Source organism: Jingyaoa shaoxingensis, assembly GCF_014385005.1.
In the GTDB taxonomy this organism is placed as follows: Bacteria; Bacillota; Clostridia; order Lachnospirales; family Lachnospiraceae; genus Marvinbryantia; species Marvinbryantia shaoxingensis.
This window is the reverse complement of sequence record NZ_JACRSZ010000012.1, coordinates 25,151-48,733: the sequence shown is the minus strand read 5'-3', so window position 1 is coordinate 48,733 and position 23,583 is coordinate 25,151. Positions and strand designations below refer to the sequence as shown.

20 protein-coding genes are annotated in these 23,583 nt (G+C 39.7%); all 20 read left to right on the top strand.

Going from position 1 to position 23,583, the window contains the following annotated elements; genetic code table 11:
- Positions 1 to 147: 147 nt before the first annotated feature.
- Positions 148 to 1,590 (top strand): carbon starvation CstA family protein, encoded by a 1,443-nt coding sequence (locus H8716_RS11905; protein WP_249309066.1) that lies wholly within the window; start codon positions 148 to 150, stop codon positions 1,588 to 1,590.
- 161 nt (positions 1,591 to 1,751) lie between these two features.
- Entirely contained in the window at positions 1,752 to 2,759 is a 1,008-nt protein-coding gene (locus tag H8716_RS11900) for a DUF998 domain-containing protein (RefSeq protein WP_249309065.1), read from the top strand.
- A gap of 167 nt (positions 2,760 to 2,926) precedes the next feature.
- Positions 2,927 to 4,564: a histidine kinase N-terminal 7TM domain-containing protein gene (locus tag H8716_RS11895; RefSeq protein WP_249309064.1), complete on the top strand. Its 1,638-nt coding sequence runs from the start codon at positions 2,927 to 2,929 to the stop codon at positions 4,562 to 4,564.
- A 92-nt stretch (positions 4,565 to 4,656) separates the two neighbouring features.
- On the top strand, positions 4,657 to 5,988 hold the full coding sequence (locus H8716_RS11890) for a sensor histidine kinase (protein WP_249309063.1): 1,332 nt from the start codon (positions 4,657 to 4,659) through the stop codon (positions 5,986 to 5,988).
- Complete coding sequence (locus tag H8716_RS11885; protein ID WP_249309062.1) at positions 5,954 to 6,583, top strand: response regulator transcription factor; 630 nt, start codon at positions 5,954 to 5,956, stop codon at positions 6,581 to 6,583. The genes H8716_RS11890 and H8716_RS11885 overlap by 35 nt, the downstream gene beginning before the upstream one ends.
- Before the next feature lie 91 nt (positions 6,584 to 6,674).
- Entirely contained in the window at positions 6,675 to 7,529 is an 855-nt protein-coding gene (locus H8716_RS17745) for a DUF4428 domain-containing protein (RefSeq protein ID WP_330606606.1), read from the top strand.
- Positions 7,530 to 7,576: 47 nt separating this feature from the next.
- The gene (locus H8716_RS11875; protein ID WP_249309061.1) at positions 7,577 to 8,668 is read left to right on the top strand and encodes a hypothetical protein; all 1,092 of its coding nucleotides are present in this window, start codon (positions 7,577 to 7,579) and stop codon (positions 8,666 to 8,668) included.
- A gap of 12 nt (positions 8,669 to 8,680) precedes the next feature.
- Positions 8,681 to 9,547, top strand: a complete 867-nt coding sequence (locus tag H8716_RS11870; RefSeq protein ID WP_249309060.1) for a TPM domain-containing protein — start codon at positions 8,681 to 8,683, stop codon at positions 9,545 to 9,547.
- A 25-nt stretch (positions 9,548 to 9,572) separates the two neighbouring features.
- Complete coding sequence (locus tag H8716_RS11865) at positions 9,573 to 10,085, top strand: hypothetical protein (protein ID WP_249309059.1); 513 nt, start codon at positions 9,573 to 9,575, stop codon at positions 10,083 to 10,085.
- Between the two features lie 67 nt (positions 10,086 to 10,152).
- Complete coding sequence (locus H8716_RS11860) at positions 10,153 to 13,071, top strand: leucine-rich repeat domain-containing protein (protein WP_249309058.1); 2,919 nt, start codon at positions 10,153 to 10,155, stop codon at positions 13,069 to 13,071.
- Positions 13,072 to 13,181: 110 nt separating this feature from the next.
- Complete coding sequence (locus H8716_RS11855) at positions 13,182 to 13,982, top strand: hypothetical protein (RefSeq protein ID WP_249309057.1); 801 nt, start codon at positions 13,182 to 13,184, stop codon at positions 13,980 to 13,982.
- 254 nt (positions 13,983 to 14,236) lie between these two features.
- Complete coding sequence (locus H8716_RS11850; protein ID WP_249309056.1) at positions 14,237 to 14,533, top strand: STAS domain-containing protein; 297 nt, start codon at positions 14,237 to 14,239, stop codon at positions 14,531 to 14,533.
- A 48-nt stretch (positions 14,534 to 14,581) separates the two neighbouring features.
- On the top strand, positions 14,582 to 16,291 hold the full coding sequence (locus tag H8716_RS18135; RefSeq protein ID WP_456298677.1) for an HD domain-containing protein: 1,710 nt from the start codon (positions 14,582 to 14,584) through the stop codon (positions 16,289 to 16,291).
- On the top strand, positions 16,284 to 16,874 hold the full coding sequence (locus H8716_RS11840) for a hypothetical protein (protein WP_249309054.1): 591 nt from the start codon (positions 16,284 to 16,286) through the stop codon (positions 16,872 to 16,874). Before H8716_RS18135 ends, H8716_RS11840 begins: the two co-directional genes overlap by 8 nt.
- On the top strand, positions 16,871 to 18,502 hold the full coding sequence (locus H8716_RS11835) for a SpoIIE family protein phosphatase (protein WP_249309053.1): 1,632 nt from the start codon (positions 16,871 to 16,873) through the stop codon (positions 18,500 to 18,502). Before H8716_RS11840 ends, H8716_RS11835 begins: the two co-directional genes overlap by 4 nt.
- A gap of 3 nt (positions 18,503 to 18,505) precedes the next feature.
- The gene (locus H8716_RS11830; RefSeq protein WP_249309052.1) at positions 18,506 to 18,913 is read left to right on the top strand and encodes an ATP-binding protein; all 408 of its coding nucleotides are present in this window, start codon (positions 18,506 to 18,508) and stop codon (positions 18,911 to 18,913) included.
- 18 nt (positions 18,914 to 18,931) lie between these two features.
- Positions 18,932 to 20,575, top strand: coding sequence for a dicarboxylate/amino acid:cation symporter (locus tag H8716_RS11825; protein ID WP_249309051.1), 1,644 nt, complete (start codon positions 18,932 to 18,934; stop codon positions 20,573 to 20,575).
- Positions 20,576 to 20,635: 60 nt separating this feature from the next.
- Positions 20,636 to 21,421 carry a hypothetical protein gene (locus H8716_RS11820; RefSeq protein ID WP_249309050.1) on the top strand — a complete coding sequence of 262 codons (786 nt, stop codon included), beginning with the start codon at positions 20,636 to 20,638 and terminating at the stop codon, positions 21,419 to 21,421.
- A 30-nt stretch (positions 21,422 to 21,451) separates the two neighbouring features.
- Positions 21,452 to 22,204 (top strand): hypothetical protein, encoded by a 753-nt coding sequence (locus H8716_RS11815; protein ID WP_249309049.1) that lies wholly within the window; start codon positions 21,452 to 21,454, stop codon positions 22,202 to 22,204.
- Positions 22,205 to 22,354: 150 nt separating this feature from the next.
- The gene (locus H8716_RS11810) at positions 22,355 to 23,536 is read left to right on the top strand and encodes an ATP-binding protein (protein WP_249309048.1); all 1,182 of its coding nucleotides are present in this window, start codon (positions 22,355 to 22,357) and stop codon (positions 23,534 to 23,536) included.
- Positions 23,537 to 23,583: the final 47 nt, after the last annotated feature.

Here is a 23,583-nt window from a genome sequence, read left to right as displayed (position 1 = left end):
AAAAGCTCCGTCTTTTACCATACCAGAAAGGTATGATAAAAATACAAAAACAGTATTGCGGTTTGACGAAAAATAGAATGAAATATGTTGAAAATTATGCAGATTATACTATAATAGATATGATGAAAACACATGGGAGGTGTTGTTATGTTAAGTTTTATTATTTGTTTTGCCCTGTTGTTAGGTGGGTATTTTGTCTACGGCAAAGTAGTGGAAAACACTTTTGCACCGGATGACAGAGAGACACCGGCAGTCAGGATCAATGACGGCGTAGACTACGTTGTCATGCCACAGTGGAAGCTGTTCCTGGTACAGCTGCTGAATATTGCAGGACTGGGACCGATCTTCGGTGCTATGCAGGGTGCCCTCTGGGGACCGGTAGTGTTCTTATGGATCACGTTTGGTACCATTTTTGCCGGTGGTGTACATGATTATTTCTCCGGTATGCTTTCTGCGAGAAATGATGGAGCATCCATTTCTGAGGTATGTGGTATTTATCTCGGTGGCGTGATGAAAAATGTGATGCGTGTATTCAGCGTCGTTCTGCTGGTTATGGTAGGTACCGTATTTGCGGTAGGACCTGCAGGTTTGATTGTAACACTGTTAAAGAACGCCGGTATCAGCGGAATGTTTTCCAGCACAGAAGTATGGCTGTGGATCATTCTGGCATATTATTTTATCGCAACTTTTATTTCTATTGACAAGATTATCGGACGTATTTATCCAATATTTGGTATTTGCCTGATTGTTATGGCAGTTGGTGTTATCTTTGGTATCTTTACCAATCCTGCATATACCATTCCAGAGATCTGGAGTAACTTTACAAATATGCATCCGGATGGTAAACCGATCTGGAGTTTCATGTTTATTACCGTAGCATGTGGTGCGATCTCTGGTTTCCATTCCACACAGTCACCGTTGATGGCTCGTTGTATGAAGTCTGAAAAACAGGGACATTTCGTATTCTACGGTGCCATGGTAGCAGAAGGTGTCATCGCTCTGATCTGGGCAGCAGCAGGCTGTGCAGTATACGAAGTAACCGGTGGACTCAGCACAGGATTAAAAGAGATCCTTGCAAATGGTCAGTCCGCAGCGATCTATGATGTATGTATTAAGACAATGGGTTCTGTAGGTGTGGCTCTGGCTATGGTCGGTGTTATCGTTTGCCCTATTACTTCTGGTGATACGGCATTCCGTAGTGCCCGTCTGGTATTGGCAGACTGGTTCAAGATTGACCAGAACAAGATTCAGAAACGTCTGGTACTTTGTGTGCCATTGCTGGCAGCCGGTGCATTCATCGGACATTTGGATTATGCGATTGTATGGAGATACTTCAGCTGGACCAACCAGACTCTGGCAATGATCGTATTATGGACTGCAAGTATGTATCTGTATCGTGAGAAGAAGAATTACTGGATTACTGCAGTACCGGCAACCTTTATGAGTGCAGTATCCATGACCTATTTTGTATGTGCATCTGAGTGTCTGGGACTTTCCACCACAATTGCATATCCGGCAGGAATCATTCTGGCAGCACTGTTTCTTGGTATCTTTCTTCATGCAACAAAGAAACCAGTGAAAGCTGCGTAAAGAATAATGTAGCCGGGAAGATCTCAATATGAGACAAATCAGCTGACTTACATAGATCAGGCGGGGGATGGACTCTCGCCTGGTCTGTTTTTAAAAAGTCTTGGCATTGAGTTGCGGGTACCGCACATCAGATCAAAATAAGTGAAAAGAGAGAACAGATCATGATTTTAACAAAGAAGCTTGGAGAAATGTCGCTCCCAGAGGAGGAAATTAAACAGGATAAAAAGAATTGTCGAAAGTTTGGTCCGTGTGGTATCGGAAAGAAAGCACTGTATCTGAATAGCTTTTATATTGATCGTCAATATTATGTGCCAATCAAATCGGTTAACAGAATTTTTAAAAGAGTGGCTATGAGTAAAGGTGGATTTACCGGAAAGGGAATTTTTGGTACACTGCCATATCTGGTAGTGGAGTATGATAACGGAAAGCAAAAGCAGTGCAATTTTAAGCACGAAGAGGACGTGGATCGTCTGCTTGCTTTTGTGGAAACGAATTTTCCCAATATTCCACTGCATAGTGTAGAGGCAGAACGGAAGCTGGCAGAGAAAGCCCGACGTCTGGCTGAAAAGAAACATGTATCCAATTTGTCAGACGAAGCAAAAATGAGTATCCAGAATCTGGAGAAGGCAGAAAAATATCTTCACAGAAAGTCAGATCTGTATCTGGATTTGAGTCAGTCAGCCAGGAAGAAGCGTATTTATGATCGTAGTAATCCGGCTTATAAATGGGTTGCACTGGCGATTACGGTCATGGGAGCAGGAGCATTTGCCTATGGTGTTTATTCACTGATCACCCATGCAGGATTTGGCATTTACTTTTTGTTATTTGGTCTGGCAGCAATTTTCCTGTTTGCAGGAGCCAACGTTTTGCCAACATCAAAAAATAACAGAAAATATCTGGAACAGAAACTAAAAGATTCCATATATGCTATGGAACATTATATTCAGACCTACCCGGATTTTCCGGTTCCGGCTTATTATGCCCATCCGATCGTTCTGAAACGTATGACAGAGATTTTAAAGGAAGGACGTGCAGAGAACCTGGAAAGTGCCCTTCAGGTATTGAAGCTGGATTTAAAAGCATTAAATTCTAATGTCGTGGTAGAACAGGAAGAATACGATGAAGTAGTGGCAATTAAATCAATGTTTCTGGTTATGGATTATAAATAAAAGAATAAAACACAGCAGCTGTAAGAGAAAAGCATCTATGGCTGTTGTGTTTTTTTATGCGGCAGGAAAATCTGTCTGAATGCACATTGGCAGCTTCTTTGTTCTTATGTTAGAATAGAATCAGGAAATAAAAATGGCGATTACTGTAGAAATTATGAGGTTATGCAATGGAATTGAAAAAAAATAAAAAATTATATTATTTGGTAATCAGTGTCTGTCTTCTTATCTGTGCAGCGGTAATCAGAGAACTCGCAAGAGAAGAAGACTATATTTTGCTGGAAACAATATTACAGTTCAGTCGCCATCTGATTCATGCCGGTTTATTATTTATCTGGATGAGTACCATAAAGCAGAGGATTATGCAGGATTCTGTCAGACGTTATTTGCTGGCCGCCTGCAGTTTGTTGATATTGTGGCTGTACATCCGAACCTGCAAATGGATGTTTTTCCCATCTGATACCTGGGCAAATCGATACTGCTGGTATGCATATTATATAGCATTGATTTTTGTACCATTGTTTGGTGTATTTGTCATTCAATGTCTTGGAAAATCAGAGGACTATAAATTACCTGAAAAATGGAAACTATTGTATCTTCCGGCCATAATATTGTTATTACTGGTATTTACCAATGATCTTCATCAGCTTGTCTTTGATTTTCCGGACGGATCAGCATTTTCAGATGATTATTATACATATGGTTCCTGCTATCTGCTTGTTTCAGGGTGGAGTATTTTGCTTGGACTGTACTTCGTTTTGTCATTATTGAGGCAATGCCGTGCACCGGGGCGTCCGTGGTTTCAAAAAATCCCGGTTCTGGTTATGCTGTTAGAAGTTGCCGTTACTATTTTATATTGTATGAATATATTGAAGTGTGATGTGACTGCACTGAACTGTGCTATGATTGTTCTTTTGCTGGAGAGCTGCATACAAAGTGGATTGATTCGTTCGAATTCCCAATATGACCGTTTGTTTGAAATTGCAAATATTGAAGCACATATAGCAGATGAAAAGGGAAAGGTGCGTTATGTATCCGGACAGGCACAACAACCGGAAGCACAAGTTCGGACCTGGATGACTGATTTAGAACATGAAGGTATCGTCATGGATGGAAAAAGACTGAAATGTGCAAAGTTAACAAGAGGATGGATTCTCTGGTGGGAAGATGTTTCAGAAATCATGACATTTACAGAAGCTCTGGAGAACACCGGAAAACAATTATCTGAAAAAAATGATTTGATGAAGGCGGAACTGGAGCTTCGCGAAAAGAAGTTGCAAGTCGAAGAAAAAAATCGTCTGTATGACCGTATTACAGAAGAAGTCACAAAACAGTTAGATCAGGTAGAGCAGTTATTAAAAAAGAAAGATGTAAAGGAAGAACAGAAGCAGCTGGCGCATATTTGTGTATTAAGTGCCTATATCAAACGGAGATGCAATCTTGCATTGCTTGCAGAAAATTCAGCCCTGCTGCAGGCAAAGGAATTAAGTTTTTGTCTGAAAGAGTCTGCTGAAATGATGCAGCTTTATGGAACAATGGTTTCCATGGACAGTTCTTGCCAGGGAGAAACGAAAGCAGAATATCTGATTGCTGTATATGATACATTTGAACAGCTGATAGAACAGATACTGGATCGGACCGATGCAATGCTTTTAAATGTTCACGTGTTAAATAATCAAATCTGTATGAAAATCCAGATAAATCTGGAAAACGCCTGGAATATACCAGAATGGAACTACTGGTATGCAGTGGGAGGCAGCGTGAATATAAGGCAACTGGAAAAAACCTGGTATTTAGAATTTACATAACTATTCAGCAGCCACTGTAACTGTAAAGGTACGGAACTGTTACGAATTTATAAGGAAATCAGATTAAGTGTGAATAGAGGAGAAACTTGAGAATGACTACAGTATCACAAATGTCGGATGTTACAAGGGGGATGATTCTTCTGTGTCTATACGGGCTTTTTCTGCTTCAGTTTGGATGTATGATGACAGGTGTTTGGAAAAAAGAAAAAACAAAACTCAAATATTGTCTGAGTGTTTTAGTGATAACAGGAATCGTATTGTTATCATTTCGTGACGTGAATCAAAAACTCTTTTTTAACAGGTTATCAGATGGAAAGATCATAGAGATGAAAATCAGCCAGTTACCGATATGTGGTGTCATATTAATACTGTTAAGTCTGACGATACTGACAGGTATAATGATCTGGCATCTGATTCATTATGAAAGAAGTACACTGACAAAATCTGCTATAAAAGAAAGTGTAGAATGTCTTCCGATGGGACTCTGTTTTTTTACAGAACAGGGATTTATATTGTTGTCTAACTGGAAAATGGAACAGATATGTCAGGAGTTGACAGGAAAAGATCTTCAAAATGGAAATGTTTTCTGGGCCAGATTATCAAGAGATCAGATAACGAATCATGCAGAACCGGTATGGTATGAACGAACACATTGTTTACGTATGAAAAATGGAGAAATTTGGTCTTTTGAAAAACAACTGTTGAAAATGGATACAAAAGACGTGTGGCAATTGACAGCTGTAAATATTTCAAAATTGTATCAGTTATCACAACAATTAAAAAAAGAAAACAGCCAGCTTACAGAAATGAATCAGAGACTGAGACAACATGGAGAAAATATGGATGCCTACGTGCGCAGTCGAGAAATTCTGGAAACCAAGATTCGGATTCACAAAGAGATGGGGCAGGCACTGCTGGCATCCAGAGCATATCTGACACAGACCGAATCTGTCATCGAAAAAGAAAGCGTACGAAAACGCTGGGAATATGTTGTTTTGCTTTTGAAAAAAGAAGCTGAGATTTCAGAAGAAAAAAATGAATGGAAACAATTTATAAAAACAGCAGAAGATGCAGGCGTGAAGATCATCGTACATGGGGATATTCCAACTGAAGAGAAGCAGATGGAATTGTTAATGGCGGCAGCTGCAGAAACATTGACGAATGCAGTACGTCATGGCGGAGCAGATCAGCTGCGGATAGAAATACAACACGTAACCAACTGGAACATATTTTTTACAAATAATGGGAAAAAACCGGAATCTATTGTGACAGAAGGCGGTGGACTTGGTTCTCTGCGTATTCGTCTTGAACAATCCGGTGGAAGTATGAATATTTTTACGAAACCAGAATTTGTTCTGGCAGTCACTTTGCCGGAGAAAGGAGTAGAATATGATACCAACTCAAGTACTGATTGTAGAAGATGATCCTATGACCAGAACACTTTTCGAAATTTATCTGAAAAACAGTGAACGGTATGTACTGGCAGGATCAATTGAAAGCGCATCTATGGCAGAATTGTATTGTCTGACTAGACAGGTAGATTTGATTATTATGGATGTCTGTACGGCATTTCATGCAAGCGGGCTTATTGCTGCAGAAAAAATAAAGAAAAATCATCCAAGAATCAAAATTTTAATGGTGACCAGCCAACCTGAATGCGATTTCATTAACCGTGCAAAAGCAGCAGGAGTAGATAGTTTCTGGTATAAGGAACCTTCTTCTGAAGTGATTTTAGATTTGATTGACCGCACAATGAACGGAGAGCATATTTATCCTGACAGTACTCCATACCGGAAGATCGGTGAGGCACTCAGCACAGAATTTACAGAACAGGAACTGAAAATTTTAAGAGAGCTGACCAGTGGAGATACGGATGAGGAAATTGCGGCAAATTTGCATTTATCTATTTGGACTGTGCGGAAATATGTAAAGCAAATGTTGGAAAAAACACAATTTAAGTCACGTACTCAGCTTGCAGTAGCCGCAAGAGAAAGTGGTTTGGTTATCAAAGGTTATTAAAGAATATTCATAGTTGTGTATACTAATATTAGGATGGGAACTTTTATCAATTTTTTTTATAATAAAGAAAAAGTCCAGGGAGGTGTAATGTATGGGTTTTTTAGGTAAATTATTTGAAAAAAAGGTATGTGATATTTGTGGCGGCGAAATTGGAATGCTGGGGAACAGGAAACTGGATGATGGAAATCTGTGTAAAAATTGTGCCAAAGAACTTTCACCATGGTTTTCCGATCGCAGACACAGTACAGTAGAAGAAATTCGTCAGCAGTTAGCTTATCGGGAAGACAATAAGAAAAAAGTACAGATGTTCCAGATCACAAGAGATTTTAAAGGCAGCAATGCACATGTATTTATTGATGATCAACACGGATGGTTTACCATTGCATCCCGGATCAATGTAGAAAATAATCCGGATATTCTGGAACTGTCTCAGATCACAAGCTGCCGTCTGGATGTGGAACAGGATCGTACAGAGGAATTTTATGAAGATAAAGAAGGAAATGAACAGAGTTATGATCCACCAAGATACAGCTATTCTTATGACTATAAAATAGAAATCGGTGTTCGCGCTCCATGGTTCAATGAAATGAGAATGTCCCTGAATACATTTTCCATCCCGGAACATGACAGAGGACGAATTCTCGACACAGAAAATCTGGGAAATCAGATTGTAGCCGCACTGACACAATGTCAGCAGCCTGGAAATATGGGAATGGCCGGAAGACAGATGGATGACATTGGTCAGCAGACATACCAGCAACAGGTTGGACAACAACCGATGTACCAGCAGATGGGGCAGCCAGGTTGTCAACCTCAGATAGATACTCAGCCAGCTGCAAGAATCAAATGTGATAAATGTGGATGGACACCAACAGATATGATCAATATTCCGAAGTTCTGCCCATTCTGCGGAGATCCAATCGACTGGAATGATCAGGTTTTGTAATGTATCAGAAATTAACAGATAGAATCAAAAGGATGAGGTGATGAAATATGGCAGATACAATGGAATATAAATGTCCATCCTGCGGTGGTTCAATGGAGTTTGACAGTAAAACACAGAAATTAAAATGTCCATTTTGTGCTACGGAAGTAGGAATAGAAGAATGGGAGGATGTTCAGGAAGAACAGGCCGGTATGCAGCAGGGGGATACCTGCTGGGAAGCTATGGGAGGCGATTCTTCCTGGACTCGTGAAGAAACAGCAAATATGGCTGTCTATTCCTGCCAGTCCTGTGGTGGAGAGATTGTCGCAGATAAAACGACAGGTGCAACTGCCTGCCCATACTGTGGAAACCAGGTAGTTATTAAAGGTACATTTTCAGGTGACCTGAAACCGGATTATATCATACCGTTTAAACTGGACAAAAAAGCGGCAAAAGCAGCCTATAAAAAACATCTTACAAAGAAAAAATTCTTGCCTGGAATTTTTGCAAAAGAGAATCATATCGATGAAATCAAAGGTGTGTATGTACCGTTCTGGCTGTTTGATACGAAAGTTCATGCAGATGTGAACTATGAAGCAGAAAAAGTGAAAGTCTGGACATCTGGTGATACAGAATATACCGAAAGAACAACTTATGATTTGGGAAGAAGTGGATCTCTGTCGTTCGAGCACCTTCCGGTAGACTGTTCCAGAAAAATGGATGATAAACTGATGGAGTCTATTGAACCTTATCAGTTTCAGGATGCCGTTCCATTTAAGGCGGTTTATTTGTCTGGATATATGGCCGACCGATACGATGTCGAGATGACAGAAGGGCGAAAACGAGCAGAAGAAAGAATCAAACGAAGTGCAGAAGAAGCGTTAAAACCTGGAATTTCAAAATATGATTCTGTAGAAACCAAATCCAGTGATGTACATATTGTAGATGCCAGATACTGGTATGTGCTGTATCCGGTATGGATTCTAAATACAACATGGCAGAAAAATCAATATATTTTTGCCATGAATGGGCAGACTGGAAAAATGGTAGGAGACTTGCCCTTTGACAGAGGCGCATTCTGGAAATATGTGGCAACCAGAGGCGTTGCAATCGGAGCTGTACTGTATGCACTCATGTGGATGATTATATATATGGTATAGGAGGGCAGACAGATGAAGAAAACTATTTCAAAAATAAAGCTCTTATTGTCGATGGCACTGATGTTGACGATAATATCCGGAAGATTTGTAGGTGTAAATGCCATGTTTTCGGACACACAGTCAACACCTCAGAAAGAAGTATCGTCCTATGAACGTCTGAAAGATGAGGCTGGTCTTTTAAGTGAAGATGAAGCAGACAGTCTGTTGGCGCAGCTGGATGAAATCAGTGAACGGCAGAGTTGTGATGTTATTGTCGTAACAGTGGCATCTCTGGATGGCAAAACAGCTGAAAGCTATGCAGATGATTATTTTGATTTTAACGGTTATGGACTGGGTCAGGACGGAGACGGAATTCTTTTGCTTCTGTCAATGGAAGACCGCGATTGGGCAATTAGTACCCACGGTTTCGCAATTACAGCCTTTACCGATGCAGGACAGAACTATATGACGGATCATTTTTTATCCTATATTAGTGATGGAGAGTATGCACAGGGCTTTCAGAAATATGCAGAATTATGTGATCAGTTTCTGACTCAGGCGAAAGAAGGAGAACCCTATGATGCAGACAATCTTCCCAAAGGTTCCGTGGCTTTTGTCTGGCTCCCAATAGACATTGTCATTGGCTGTATCATTGCTTTTTTCAGGGCACAGGGCAAGAAGAAGAGTCTGAAGACAGTAAGAAAAAAAGTAAGTGCAAGAGATTATATTGTACAGGGAAGTCTGAAAGTCAGAACCGGCAGAGAAATTCTGCTCAACCGTGTAGTTTCATCCAGAGATATCTCAAGTTCGGATAGCAGTTCTTCTGGTTCCGGTGGCGGAAGCAGTACTCACACCAGCTCGTCCGGGGAAACTCACGGAGGATCCAGTGGAAAATTTTAATGTAACTGAGGAGAAAGTATAAAAAATGAATCCATATCTTGGAAACAATGCAAAAAAAGTGAAACTATCATCCTATATGATCAGCATTTTCTGTGTGCTTTGCGTATATGCATCTGTTAAGGTTGTGAAAAAAGATATCTGCACTGGAGAGGAACTGTCCGGTATCATAGCAGGACTTGTGCTTATGGGACTTTTTCTGTGGCCGATTCTTCGTACAATTCGTAATTTCGTACGCTATAGGAGAACACAGAAGATCGCAGGATGGTTATCTTATTATGAAGAAGAGGAGGTCAGTTTTCAGAAACTGGAGACGGAACTCGGACGTAATGTACCTGCTCAGATAAAATATCTGGTTCAGAAGGGATATCTGCAGAACCTGAAGATAGATATGGAGAAAAAATGTATAGAGATTATGGCGCCGAACAAACAGGTAGAAGAACAGATCTATCAGGATCGTATTTGTCCATACTGTGGAGCAAAAAACAGAACGGTAAAAGGTCGTGTAAGTACCTGTGAGTTTTGCGGACAGAAGATTTAACAGATGGGAGAGTTCTCTTTCCGCTAAATAAAAAGCAGGGAATTTTAATGAAGAAGGGAGGGTGCGTATGATGAAAAAAACATGCTGGTTGTTTATGATACTGATATTGCTGTCAGGAGTGTGTGTATCGGCAGAAGAAACCATCTGGAACTTTGACAGCGAAGCGTATACATTGCGGGAATATATGGGTACAGACACAAATGTAGTGGTTCCGGATACACTGGATGGAGTACCCGTCAAAGTACTGTATATGAGTTGTCTGGGAAGTTCAGATACGCTTACCTCTGTGGTTCTGCCGGACAGTGTGACAGTACTTCGAAACGGTGCTTTAAGCTTCTGTGAGAATCTGACACAGATTACGCTATCCGAGAATCTGATCAGTATTGGGCGTGGGTGTCTTGGCAGTAACCATGCGATGACAGAAATCACCATACCGGCATCTGTCTGTTATATGAGAGGAGATGCGCTCGGTTTCTGCTTTAATATGCAAAAGATTGTATTTGAAGGAGCCTGTCCTATATTCTACTCACAAGCCTTGCGTGCACTTCCGGATGATGTGGTAGTTTATGTACCGAATGATCAGCTGGAAGCATATAAGAAGGTGTTTGAAGAGAACGATCTGCTGCTGGAGATTCAGCCAAGTGGAAAGCCGGCTGTGCTGCACACCCCTGACGAATACCTGGATACAGAAAATCTGATCTTCGACCCGGAAACAGGAACGATTACCGGTTATGAGGGAACAAATGCAAGACTGACGATTCCGGAAACGATTGACGGAGTGCCGGTAAAGTCAATTGGAAAAAGAGCATTTGCTTTTCATGATATTCTGTCGTATCTGACACTTCCGGAAGGCCTGGAAGAAATAGAAGACGAAGCCTTCACAGATGTACAGACTTTGTATTATGTGGAGTTCCCATCTACCTTAAAGAGGATTGGCGACTATGCATTTAGAGGTTATGGCGGAGATGATCTGAATTTACCGGAAGGTCTGGAATACATTGGAGAAGGAGCTTTCATTTATACAGCTCCGACGCAGGATCTGATCATTCCGGAAGGAGTAAAAGAAATTGGTCCGTCTGCATTTGCTTCGATGGTATGGACATCGAATGTATTTCTTCCATCTACACTGGAGAAGCTGGATGAAGAATGCTTTAAGAATGCCAGTCTGACATATGTTTATATGGATGGTAAGACTCTTCCGGAGATTGCAGATACTGCCTTTGCAGAATGCAGCAATCTGAGAGATATTGACCTGAATGAATACTGTACCAAACAGCAAATGCTGGATGTACAGGAGATTGTGGATGCGCAGGGGCTGGAATGCCGGGTATGGAGAAATCAGAACACAGAAACGGTGGCTGCGCATTTTTCCACAGTAGAAAATCCAGATGATCCGAATACACTATATATCAGTGGATATGAGGAAGATCTGCCAAAGGTACGCAGCTACGGTACTTATTCAGACGATGAGAAGGAATGGAAAATTACAGGAATTGCAGACGGTGCGTTGAAAGGCGACCAAACGATTACCTACTTTGCAGTCAATCATAATGACCTGTTTACTTATATTGGAAAAGAGGCATTTGCAGAAAGTATTGTGGAGCATGTGGATCTGTTTGATTCTGTGACTACCATTGGTGCAGAAGCTTTCCGAGACTGTACAGAGTTGAAGGAGATCACGATTCCGGCATCTGTGACAGAGATTGGAGAAAATGCTTTTGCAGGATGCAGCGGCCTGACGCAGGTGAATATTTTATGCGATGTAGGATTGCTTCCGGAAGGAGCTTTTGCTGGATGTGAAAATCTTACAGAAGCTACTGTGATGACAGGAAGCATTCCGGCACGGCTTTTTGAAGGATCAGGACTTACGACGCTGCATATGGGAGACAGCGTGACGGCTATTGGTGCAAGAGCATTTGCAGGAACTTCACTGAATGAATTTATTATACCAACAAATATTCCGGTTAACGGAGAATCACTGGAAGGTGTCAGTCCGGAGTGTATCAGGGTCAGTGCCGATGCAACGGATGAGCAGGTGGCAGAATGGGCTGCAGTATTAGATTATCCATGGTATGACACGCTGCACAGGGTCGGAGAAGAATCGTCGTTAATAAAAATGCCATATGAACCATTGGCAGAAGACAACTTTGAATTTGATCCGGATACCAGAACAATTACAGCATACACCGGAACAGCAGTGGATGTGATTATACCGCGCACAATCGATGGAATTCCTGTAGAAAATATATCCTACAATGCCTTTGAATGTGCCAGAGATTATCTCACTTCAGAGATGGCAACCAATCAGGAGGAAGGCGACTGGATTCCAATGCGCTGTCTGATCCTGCCGGAAACACTGAAATCCATAGAAGATAGTGCTTTTATGGACTGCCACGATCTGGAAACCGTCATCTGCTATGCACCGTTGGAAAATACCAATAACGGTGTATTCCAGGAATTACAGGGACTGAAAACAGTGATCTTTGTAAATGGTGTTCGCCAGATGGATAATTATCTGTTTAATTACTGTAAGAACCTGAAGACAGTATGGTGCAAGAATCAGGTGGACCGTATCGGAATGCAGTGTTTCGGAGTAACTGGTCTGGAACAGATTTGTGTGAATGCAAAGGATATTGATTACAGTGCTTTTATCGGATCTGAGTCATTGAAAGAAATTCATATTCGCAGTGGAGTGGAGCGTTTGAATCTGACAGCATTTGGAATGCTGTCAGGAATCGAAACCATCTGTCTGGAAGGGATAGATCCAAATGTATTGGAAACAGACTGGGTAAACTTAGAGAACAGCAGTGTTACCATTCTGGTACCGGAAGATACTACAGATGAACAGATGCAGCTTCTGGCACAGAAGTTCCAGGGATCTGCGATTATTACAGATGCGTCCCAGGTAAAGAGAGGTACCTGTCAGATGCCGGAAAATCCAATGCCGGATATCGCAGAGATACTCAGTGCCTATGGACTTTCCTGACGGAATATGACGGATCATTCATAAAACGGTAATACTTGCTGCCAGATAAAAGAGATCTCTGGCAGCAGAAAATAAAAAAATATATTTTATCAGAAAGGAGATGTGTACACATGACAAAGAAAATGGGAGTTTTTGCGGTAACAGGAATGATGGCTGCTATGATGGCAACAGGAGTATTGGCTGAGGATCTGACCAAAGAAGATGTATCCGGTCTCTGGTATATTACAACAATGGAGATCGAAGGAATGACTATGAGTCCGGCTGATATGGGCCTGGAAGCCACATTGGAATTTGGAGACGATGATGCCTGGGAAATGACTATGTCCGGTGAAGATCCGGAACAGGGAACCTGGGAACTGGCAGGAGAAGAGATCATTATGCATTCGGATACAGCTTCGGATGTTAAAATGGCAATCGATGAAGAAGGAATGTTAATTGGTGATATCGACAGTACGATCATGACTTTCAGCAGAGAAAAACCGGAAGCAACCGACTGGGCATCGATCATCGGTAATCCGGTGACAGACGAAGTGGAACTAAGCGACTTTGCAGGCACCTGGAAAATCATTGCTGTTGAGATGGATGAGATGGTAATGTCTTCTGACACCTGGGGAATAGAAGCTACATTAGTTGTGAAAGAAGACGGTACAGCATCTCTGGAATTAAAGGATCAGTTTAACGATTCAGAACCGACAAAGACAGAGCTGAAAGGTACACTGGAGGATCAGACATTGAAACTGGAACTCATCGATGACAGCGAAAGTCATTTCGGTCTCTTCCTGAGTCCGGATAATCTGTCCCTGAATCTGCAGGATACTGGGCTTCTGAAGAATATTGATTATATTGATTCAGAAGAAGAAGGCGCTGAACCAGAACCAAATTCTATCGTATATTTTGAAAAAGCAGAATAAACAGGAACAATTGATCATTTAAGTAAAGAATATTTTGAATAAGTAAAAAAACAGGCGGTGATTTCACTTGATTATGGAATCGCCGCCTGTTTTTGAATTTTCAATGACCTCTTTTTGACATTTCGTGCCAAAAAGAGGTCATTGGTGCCAAATATATTGTTTTAAACAACTAAAAACGTATACTTATTTAGAAATAGCATTTTTTTATAGATCTTTCTAAAAATGTGTGAAATTAAACGAATGGAGGAATCACAATGATCATTAATAAAAAATCAGAAGGAACAAAATTAGAAATTCTGTTGGAAGGAAGACTGGATACCACAACTTCTCCGATGTTGGAAACAGAATTGAAGCAATCAATCGATGGTCTTACAGAACTGATTTTTAATTTTGAAAAATTAGAATATATATCCTCAGCAGGTCTTCGTATTTTACTTGCTGCTCAGAAGATCATGAATAAACAAGGAAGTATGGTTGTAAAAAATGTAAATGAAATTATTGCCGAAGTATTTGAAGTTACTGGATTTTCAGATATTTTAACAATTGAGTAAAAAGGAGTATTCTCTCGATTGAAATGTGAGGAATGAAAGAGAAAAAGAATGGATACGAATTATTTATGCGAACAAAAACTAAAAAGAGAAAATCCACACCTACATAAACTGTTTGGAAACAGTGTGTTTTGTGTCCAGCAGATGCTGGTAAAATATCAGAATATTTTTCCTACTTATACAGATCACACAGCACTCCACTCATTAGAGGTAATTGATTTTTGCAATCATTTGATCGGCAGGAATATTGACCAGATGAATGCAGATGAGATCTATGTGCTTTTGATGGCAGCCTATCTTCACGACAGTGGGATGGGAATCACTATGTCTGATTATGAGAATTTTCGAAAAAGAATAGATTTTGAAGATTATTTCGATACACATTCGCAGGAAAACATTCCGGACATTATCAGGGATTTTCATCAGGAATTCAGTGGTGAGTATATAAAAAAGTATGCAGAACTTTTTGAAATACCGTCACAGGAACATCTTTTTGCAATTGTACAGGTTTCAAGGGGACACAGAAAAACAGATTTGTGGGATACAGAAGCATATCCGGAAGAATTCTACGTTCCAAATGGAAATAAGATTCATCTGCCCTATCTGGCATCCCTTATTCGTCTTGCAGACGAACTCGACATTGCAGCTGACAGGAATCTGCAATTTATGTATGATGTAGAAATGATTGACAATGAATACAGTCGGTTGGAGTTTAAAAAACATCAGGCAATCCGTCAGTTAAGTATAAATGAAGATTCTCTTATTATGATCGCAGACAGATCAGATGAAAGTGTGTATCAGAGCATATTAGACCTGAAAGAAAAATTAAACCAAACCTTTCAGGAATGCAAGAAGGTTGTCAGAGAAAGAACACCGTATCGTATCACACAACGAGATATTTTGATTCAACCGTACAATAGTTTTTTCTTAGAAGAGGCAGAGGTAAAAAGACTGGCTATACAAGGAAGACTGCTTTCAGAATATGAACAGCCGGTATATCAAAAGATCATGAATGAAAGAAGTGGGTTAACACTTTTAGATGTCGGATGCAACAATGGATGGAAAACGAAAATGCGTTTTTCTAATGAGAATTTTAAAAAAATTATAGGAATAGATTGTCTGAGACCACTCATTGAACAGGCACAAAAAGAATTAGAAGACAACGTATTTTCCTTTTACACCTGTAATGTTATGGACACAGATTTTACAGAAAATCTCAGACAAATCATGCGACAGGAAAATCTGGATACATTTGATATCATTCACTGTTCATTTTTACTGATGCATACAGAAAGACCAGATGATATTTTAAAAAATCTCAGACCCTTTTTGGCCCGGGACGGAAAACTTATTGTGATAGAAGCAGATGATATGGAAAGCTGCATGTTTCCTGACAGTGAAGGATTATTTCAAAAATTTCTCGAAATACTTTTAAATGATCCATATGCAGGAAAAAGAACAATGGGTGCGGAATTGCCACAGTTATTATCAGACAATGGATATACAGATATCCATTGCGAATGTTCAAAAGTATATTCTTCCGGCAGCGAAAAAGAAAAGAAAGAACAAATATTTGAAACCTTCTGTTCTTATTTACCAGAAGACTTATTGTTACTTAGGAAACAAAGTAAACTTTATCAACGTGATTGGGAATGGGTAAATCAGAATTTCAATAAACTTCATAAACAGATGACAAACGATGAATCAACGATTTCCATGGGAATAAAAATATACACCTGTGGAGGAGAAACATATGCCTGATACAAATTTACAATTAACTTCCCTGTCAGCCGAACTTCTGGAACCGGCATTGGAAATCTGCGAAACATGTATAGGGAAAAATTTATACACAAAAGAAATCCTTCTGAAAGCAATTACGGATCCGAAGCAAAAATTTCTGCTTTTAGTAACATCAGAAAATAAACCGGTCGCATATTTTTATTTTCGTTTGATAGAAATAGAAGAAGCAGAAAAACTGGCAAAGATATCTCTGTCAAAATTGAAAAATCTGACAGGAAAAGAAAAACCGTTATTCGGAAATATGCAGTCCATAGGTATCATACCTGAATATAGAAACCGCCGATTATCCAACTATCTGGTGGAACAATGTCTGCAATGGCTTATCGAAAAGACAGAAGCAGATATCGTCATTGGCGTATGTTGGAAACCCGGCGGAAAAGTTCCAATGGAAAAAACATTGAAAAGATATGAATTTTCCCATTTGGCAGACGTAAGACGTCTATGGTATGACCGGGTAGATCTGATCTGTCCCGTCTGCAGGGGGCGATGTGAATGTGATGCCGCAATTTATTATAAACGGTTAGAGAGGAATGTAGCACAATGAATTCAAAATTATTGTCGAAATTTGTATTGTCTTTAGGTGTGCTGGGTGTCGCTTTAACGGTTACAATTTCTCTGTTCAGTTATCTGTCTTCCAAAGAGTATCTGGAAGAAATGTATGCTCAGAGAGTCGTCAGCGGAAGCAAAAGTGTAGCAACTATGCTGGATATAGAGGATGTACGTGCGATTATTGGACCTGGCGGTGAGGACAGTGAGGTGTACAGCCATGTGGAATCTATGTTGAACACTTTAAAGAAAGACGGGGACATTACATATCTGTCATTGGTAATTCCAGATGAAGACAGTGTAACTTTTTATATTGACACATGTGTACCGGAAATCGGTGATAATCCTGCGAATAAATTGACTTATGGAACAGATGTATTATACACAGACGCAGCATACGATGAAAATGATTTGCAAAAATATTATTATGTATGGAACCTGTATGCCGAAAACAGAGGTACGGATAAGCCAATTGTGACGGATAACAGTTACGGATACAATTATACGGCTGTTTCTCCGATTCTGGACGAACAAGGTGAGGCAATTGCCGAAATACAATACATCTTAGATATGCAGGCAGTTCGTGACCATTTAAGTTCTTTTCTGTATAAGATGCTTGGAATTTCATGCACTATCATATGTGTTGCATTGCTGTTATATATAATGTTAATGAAATGGATGGTGTTAACTCCGATAGAAAAACTTTCCAGATTTACTACTGAAATAATAAAATCTGGAAATTTTAAAAAACAGGAAATTGTTATCAACACAAAAGATGAAATAGAAGATCTTGGAAATTCTTTTAATGCTATGCTGAAAAAACTGGAGGATTACATTGGAAATCTGACTGCTGTCACTGCTGAAAAGGAACGCATTGGTACAGAACTTAATGTTGCAACACATATTCAGTCCTCCATGCTGCCATGTATTTTTCCGGCATTTCCAGACAGGAATGAATTAGATATTTATGCAACTATGACACCAGCCAAAGAGGTTGGCGGCGATTTCTACGATTTTTTTATGGTAGATGAAAGGCATATTGCAATTGTAATGGCAGATGTTTCAGGGAAAGGTGTTCCGGCAGCATTATTTATGGTAATCGGCAAAACTCTGATAAAAGATCATACCCAGCCCGGTCGTGATCTGGGAGAAGTTTTTACGGAAGTAAATCATATTTTGTGTGAATCAAATGATAACGGAATGTTTATTACCGCATTTGAAGGCGTTCTGGATCTTATAACAGGCGAATTCCGGTATGTAAATGCAGGACATGAGAAGCCATTTATTTACCGTAAAAGCGAAGGATACGAAGCATATAAAGTTCGTCCCGGCTTTGTATTAGCAGGCATGGAAAATATCAGATACAAAGAACAGATAATTCAGTTGCATATAGGGGACAAAGTATTTCTATATACAGATGGTGTAACCGAAGCAATGAATAAAGAACATCAACTGTATGGAATGGACAGATTGCACCATATTCTGAATCAACAATGTCAGACATGCAGCCCTGAAAAAATATTGGAACTTGTGAAGGCAGATATTGATGCTTTTGTCGGCGACAACGATCAGTTTGATGATATCACCATGCTGTGTCTGGAGTATACAAGAAAAATGAAGGAGTAACCTGTGAAAGAGATAACCATAGATGCCTTAATCGAAAATATAAATACAGTAACAGCGTTTGTAGATGATCTTCTGGATGAAATAGATTGCCCCATGAAGTCCAAAATACAGATACATATTGTGATTGATGAAATATTTGGAAATATTTGTCATTATGCATACAAAGACTCTGTTGGAACTGTAACAGTCAGCGTGGAGTTTCAAAATACACCGAAGGCAATCTGTCTGACATTTACAGACAATGGTATTCCTTATAATCCACTGGAAACAGAAGATCCAGACATCACGTTATCCTCAGAAGAAAGAAACATCGGTGGTCTTGGCATTTATCTGGTTAAGAGGAATATGGATGAAATAAAATATGAATACATAAATAAGCAAAACAGATTATGGATGGAAAAAAAACTGTAAGAAATTGGAGAAAGACGAATGATTATACGGAATAACAGAGAGGAACTTGGGAAAGCATTACAATATGTGGAAGACGAGTTAAAAAAATATAATCTCAAAAGCAGAGAAGCCACAATGACCATGCTTATGGCAGAAGAAAGTATTGTATGTATGATGAGTCATACAAAAGAGCATGAAAATATAGAGATCGTGTTTAAGAAGCTATTTGGTAACATTTCTCTAAATATAAGCGCGCGTGGTGAAACCTTTGATATATCAGAAGAGAGCATATTGATAGGTGATATGGATTTTGACGGAGTAAGCGGCGACGCAGAGGCAACCATCCGAAATCTGATTATTCGTTCTCAGTCAGATATATTTCAATATAAAAATAAACTGCATCAAAACACCATACGCCTGATCGTAAAACGTTCCGAGCGAATGCAGCTTTATTTGACATTGGGCGCAATGCTGTTTTCTATTATTTTAGGAATTGCTTTAAAGTTATTATTATCAGCATCTGCCCAGAATATGCTAAACGAGTACTTACTGGCACCTGTAAAAGTAATGTTTTTAAATGCATTAAAGATGATTGTTGGTCCGGTGGTATTCTTTTCTATCGTCACCTGTCTGTCTCAATTTGACAGTATTCAGGATTTGGGGAAAATCGGTCTGAAAGTGATGGGAATGTATCTTTTTACCACACTTCTGGCAGTACTTGTCGGTATTGGTGTGTTTGGACTGATACAGCCGGGTGATGCATCTCTTTCTCAGTATGTAACAGATGCCGCCTCTAAGACGATTGAGACTGCCGGCAGTACAAGTATTTCATTGTTAGATACCGTTGTAAATATCGTACCATCGAATATTGTAAAACCCTTTTTGGAAGCGGATATGCTGCAAATTATTTTTATCGCAATTATTTCCGGTGTGGCAGTTGGAATGATTGGTGATTATTCAAAAAGTTTGAAGAACCTTTTTGAAGCCTTTAATATGTTATTTTTGAAAATTACCACTCTGATTGTAAAACTTATACCACTGGCTGTATTATGTTCCATGACGTCTCTCGTTATGCTTACAGGAACAGAAACGCTGCTGGCCATTATGAGCTTCTTTGGAACATTCATATTGGCACTGGCGACTATGTTAATGGTTTATTGTGCATTAGTGTTTATCATAACCAGATTAAATCCGATCATCCTGTTAAAAAAACATGCATCTGCAATGATGGCGAGCTTTAGTCTGGCATCCTCCAATGCGGCAATGCCATTTAATATGAAATCGTGTCAGCGTTTGGGAATATCTCCTAGAATATGTTCATTTTCCATACCTTTAGGAGCTACAGTAAATATGGATGGTTCCTGTATATATATGGCAGTAGCAGGATTGTTTTTAGCTAAAGTTTTTGGAATTCATATGGGTGGATCCGAACTGTTTTCCATGATATTTTCGATCATAGTTCTTTCCATCGGTGCGCCGGGAATACCGGGGGCCGGACTGGTCTGTCTGTCCGTACTCCTGACCCAGATTGGTGTTCCGGCAGAAGCACTGAGTCTGGTAATGGGAATCGATTCCTTATTGGGAATGTTCCGAACTGCTGTAAATTCTGCCGGAGATGTGGCAGTATCCCTTATAGTAGCAAAATCAGAAAAATTGCTGGATACGGAGAAATATAATAGTTAATTGACATGTTATTAATTGGCATGTTATCATAACACACTGAACAGAAAGGGAATGAAACCTATGAAACATAAATTACGGAATATAATAATCATGAATATGCTGATGATCCCTGCCATCACATTGTCAGGTAACACAATTATAAGCGTTCAGGCAGAAGAAGAAACAAATTTTTCAGCAGAAAATGAAACGGATTTACAGACACTTTTCAATGATGCGGTAGAAGATGCAATAATCATCGAAGAGAATGAAATCCTTCCGGTAATAAGTCTGGCAAAGGGTGAAGAATATTCTGTCTGTGATGAAGATGGGCGAATCCTTCTCTATACCTTTCATAAATATCCGGACAGTTATCCAGACGGTGCCAACGTAACACTGGAATGGGGAAATGTATGGACATTTACAGGCGGTGAACTGGAAGACTGGTATCAGGAAAACAAAGAGAGTGTGACAGACTGGCAGACAAGAATGAAAGAATTAATCGGTCTGCGCCCGGATAATGAATCTAATTACTTTACTGCCATGTGGGCAAATCCGGAAGATATTTTCCGACCGGCATATGTCTCTGATATCGAGACAACAGAAATGACAGATTCTTTTTCTGATGATGTCAGTGCAGAATATAAAGAGTGGTTTGATGCGAATATTATCTCCAGCTATTTTGATGGAAAATATCCATGGACCAGACTGGGATACACCTATGACTGGGCAGACAATGGCGAAGACTACGGTCTTTCTGAATTTATTATCCAAAAAAACAGTGACGTAAAAGTAGCATACACCGTTACTCTGGAAGAGATGCTGCAAAAATTAGAGCAGAATTCCTGGAATCCACAAACAGAATCATAACGATATCTTGCAAGAAGAGGGGGAGTTGATTTGCAAAAGAGAAAATGGAGCAATAGTATATTGCTGTTACTGGTCATTTTTTTGCTGACCGGATGTGGCAAAAACACCCCTGAAATGGAATTTGCCAGTGTGGATGAGGCGAAAGAAGCGTTGAGCACGGCATCTACTGTCGAGATCTATACAGATCTGTATTCCAAACGCAGAGAAACAAAGATTCTTGCAGATGGAAAGGTAGCTGGTTATGTGAAGTGGAATACGGTCTATATAGGTGATCAGGAATGGTTTTCTGTTGATTATACAAATGACGTAAAAGGTGAAAAGTCTGCTACCGGATACGGCTATTATGACGCAGAGGGGAACTGCCTGGGATATGCACAGGAGCGGTATCTGGATCTGGAGGATGGTGGCAGGGAACCATTTCTGGTTTTTCTGGATACAGATGGCACGATGTTGGACTATTTCGGCAGCAAAGGCGCATGGGAACTGTATGACGGAGACGGCAACCGGATTGGAACCGGAAGGATCAGCAGAGATGGCGTAAGTCTGCTGGAAATCAATTATACGAATATTTACCGGACTGTTTTTAAAATTGATCGGACAGAAACCGCGTACATAGATTTTATGGATTTGATGGCGATGAATGAAGTCCTTCAGTCAAATGAACGTTTTATTGATGATAGTCCGGTAAATACCGGTGTACAAATATATGAAACAGTGGCGTTTATAGCAATATTAATTATGGCTATTGGTGGAACGCAGTGGAAAAAGAAGAGAAAAGAATAAGACATTCATGAAAAAGGAAAAGTTAATGATATATGCGGTGCTTTTTCTATAATTATAATTTATAGGAATTTTCCTGCGATCAGCAGCGATTTTAAGTTGAAACATACGTAAAGTTGCGTTAGACTATAAGAAAAGACGGAGGTGAACGTAATGTTTAAGATTAATCCATACAGACCGGGTGCGGGATTAATGCCTGGATATATAGCGGGAAGAGATGAAGATATTCAGAATGTGGAGCAGATGTTTGAGGCTTTGACATTGAATATTCCAACGCAGTCTATTATATTCAGCGGACTTCGTGGAGTGGGAAAAACGGTATTAATCAATAAACTTCAAAGTATTGCCGAAGAAAAAGGAATTTTTTGCAAACATATCGAGATCGAAGAGAGAAATGATTTTATATCACAGATAGCAGAATGCTCTCAGGCATTTTTAAGAACAGTAAGTGCAAAAGAAAAATTTAAGCACTTAGTGCAGAAGCCGTTGGATGCCATCAAGTCCCTGATGATTTCATTTAATCCAAATGACAATACATTTTCACTTTCCCTGCAGGACAGAGAATTGTACCTTTCCAGCAATCTGACTCAAAGCCTGACAGATGTATTTACCACGATTGGAGAGACTGCGCAGAAAACAGACACTCCGATCTGTTTCTTTATTGACGAGATTCAATATATGAAGCAGAACCAGCTTGGATCTTTGATAGCAGCCCTTCACCGGACGAATCAGTTAGGATATCCGGTGATGGTAGTGGGCGCCGGACTCCCTAAAATATATAAAATGCTTTCTGATGAAAAATCCTATTCTGAAAGACTGTTTTTATATAAGCAGGTGGATTCTTTAACATACGATCAGTCTAAAAAAGCAATCGCGGAACCAGCTAAAAAATTCCATGTATCCTATACAGAAGATGCTGTTGCGAAAATCATAGATGTTACGAAAGGTTATCCATTCTTTATTCAGCAGCTTTGCCAGATTGTATATAAAAAAACAGATTCTGACAAGATCGAGATTTCAAATGTAGAGTCCTGTATATCTGACTTTCTGAAAACATTAGATGAAGGATTCTTCAAATCAAGATATGAGAGATGTGCCCAGACGGATAAAAAATTTGTCTTTGCAATGGTAAAATGTGGCGGGTTGCCTTGTACGATTTCCAATGTTGCAAAAAATCTTCATAAAAATGTAAATTCTATTTCCACAACCAGAGCGCAGCTAATCAATAAAGGAATTATCTATCCGGTAAGATACAAAGAACTGGATTTTACCGTTCCTGAATTTGCAGGATATATCCAGAGGCTGGATGAATACAGACAGTGGTGTGAAAGTTAATGATGTTGCCCGGATTCGTCCGGGCAATATTTTTACATATGAAGACT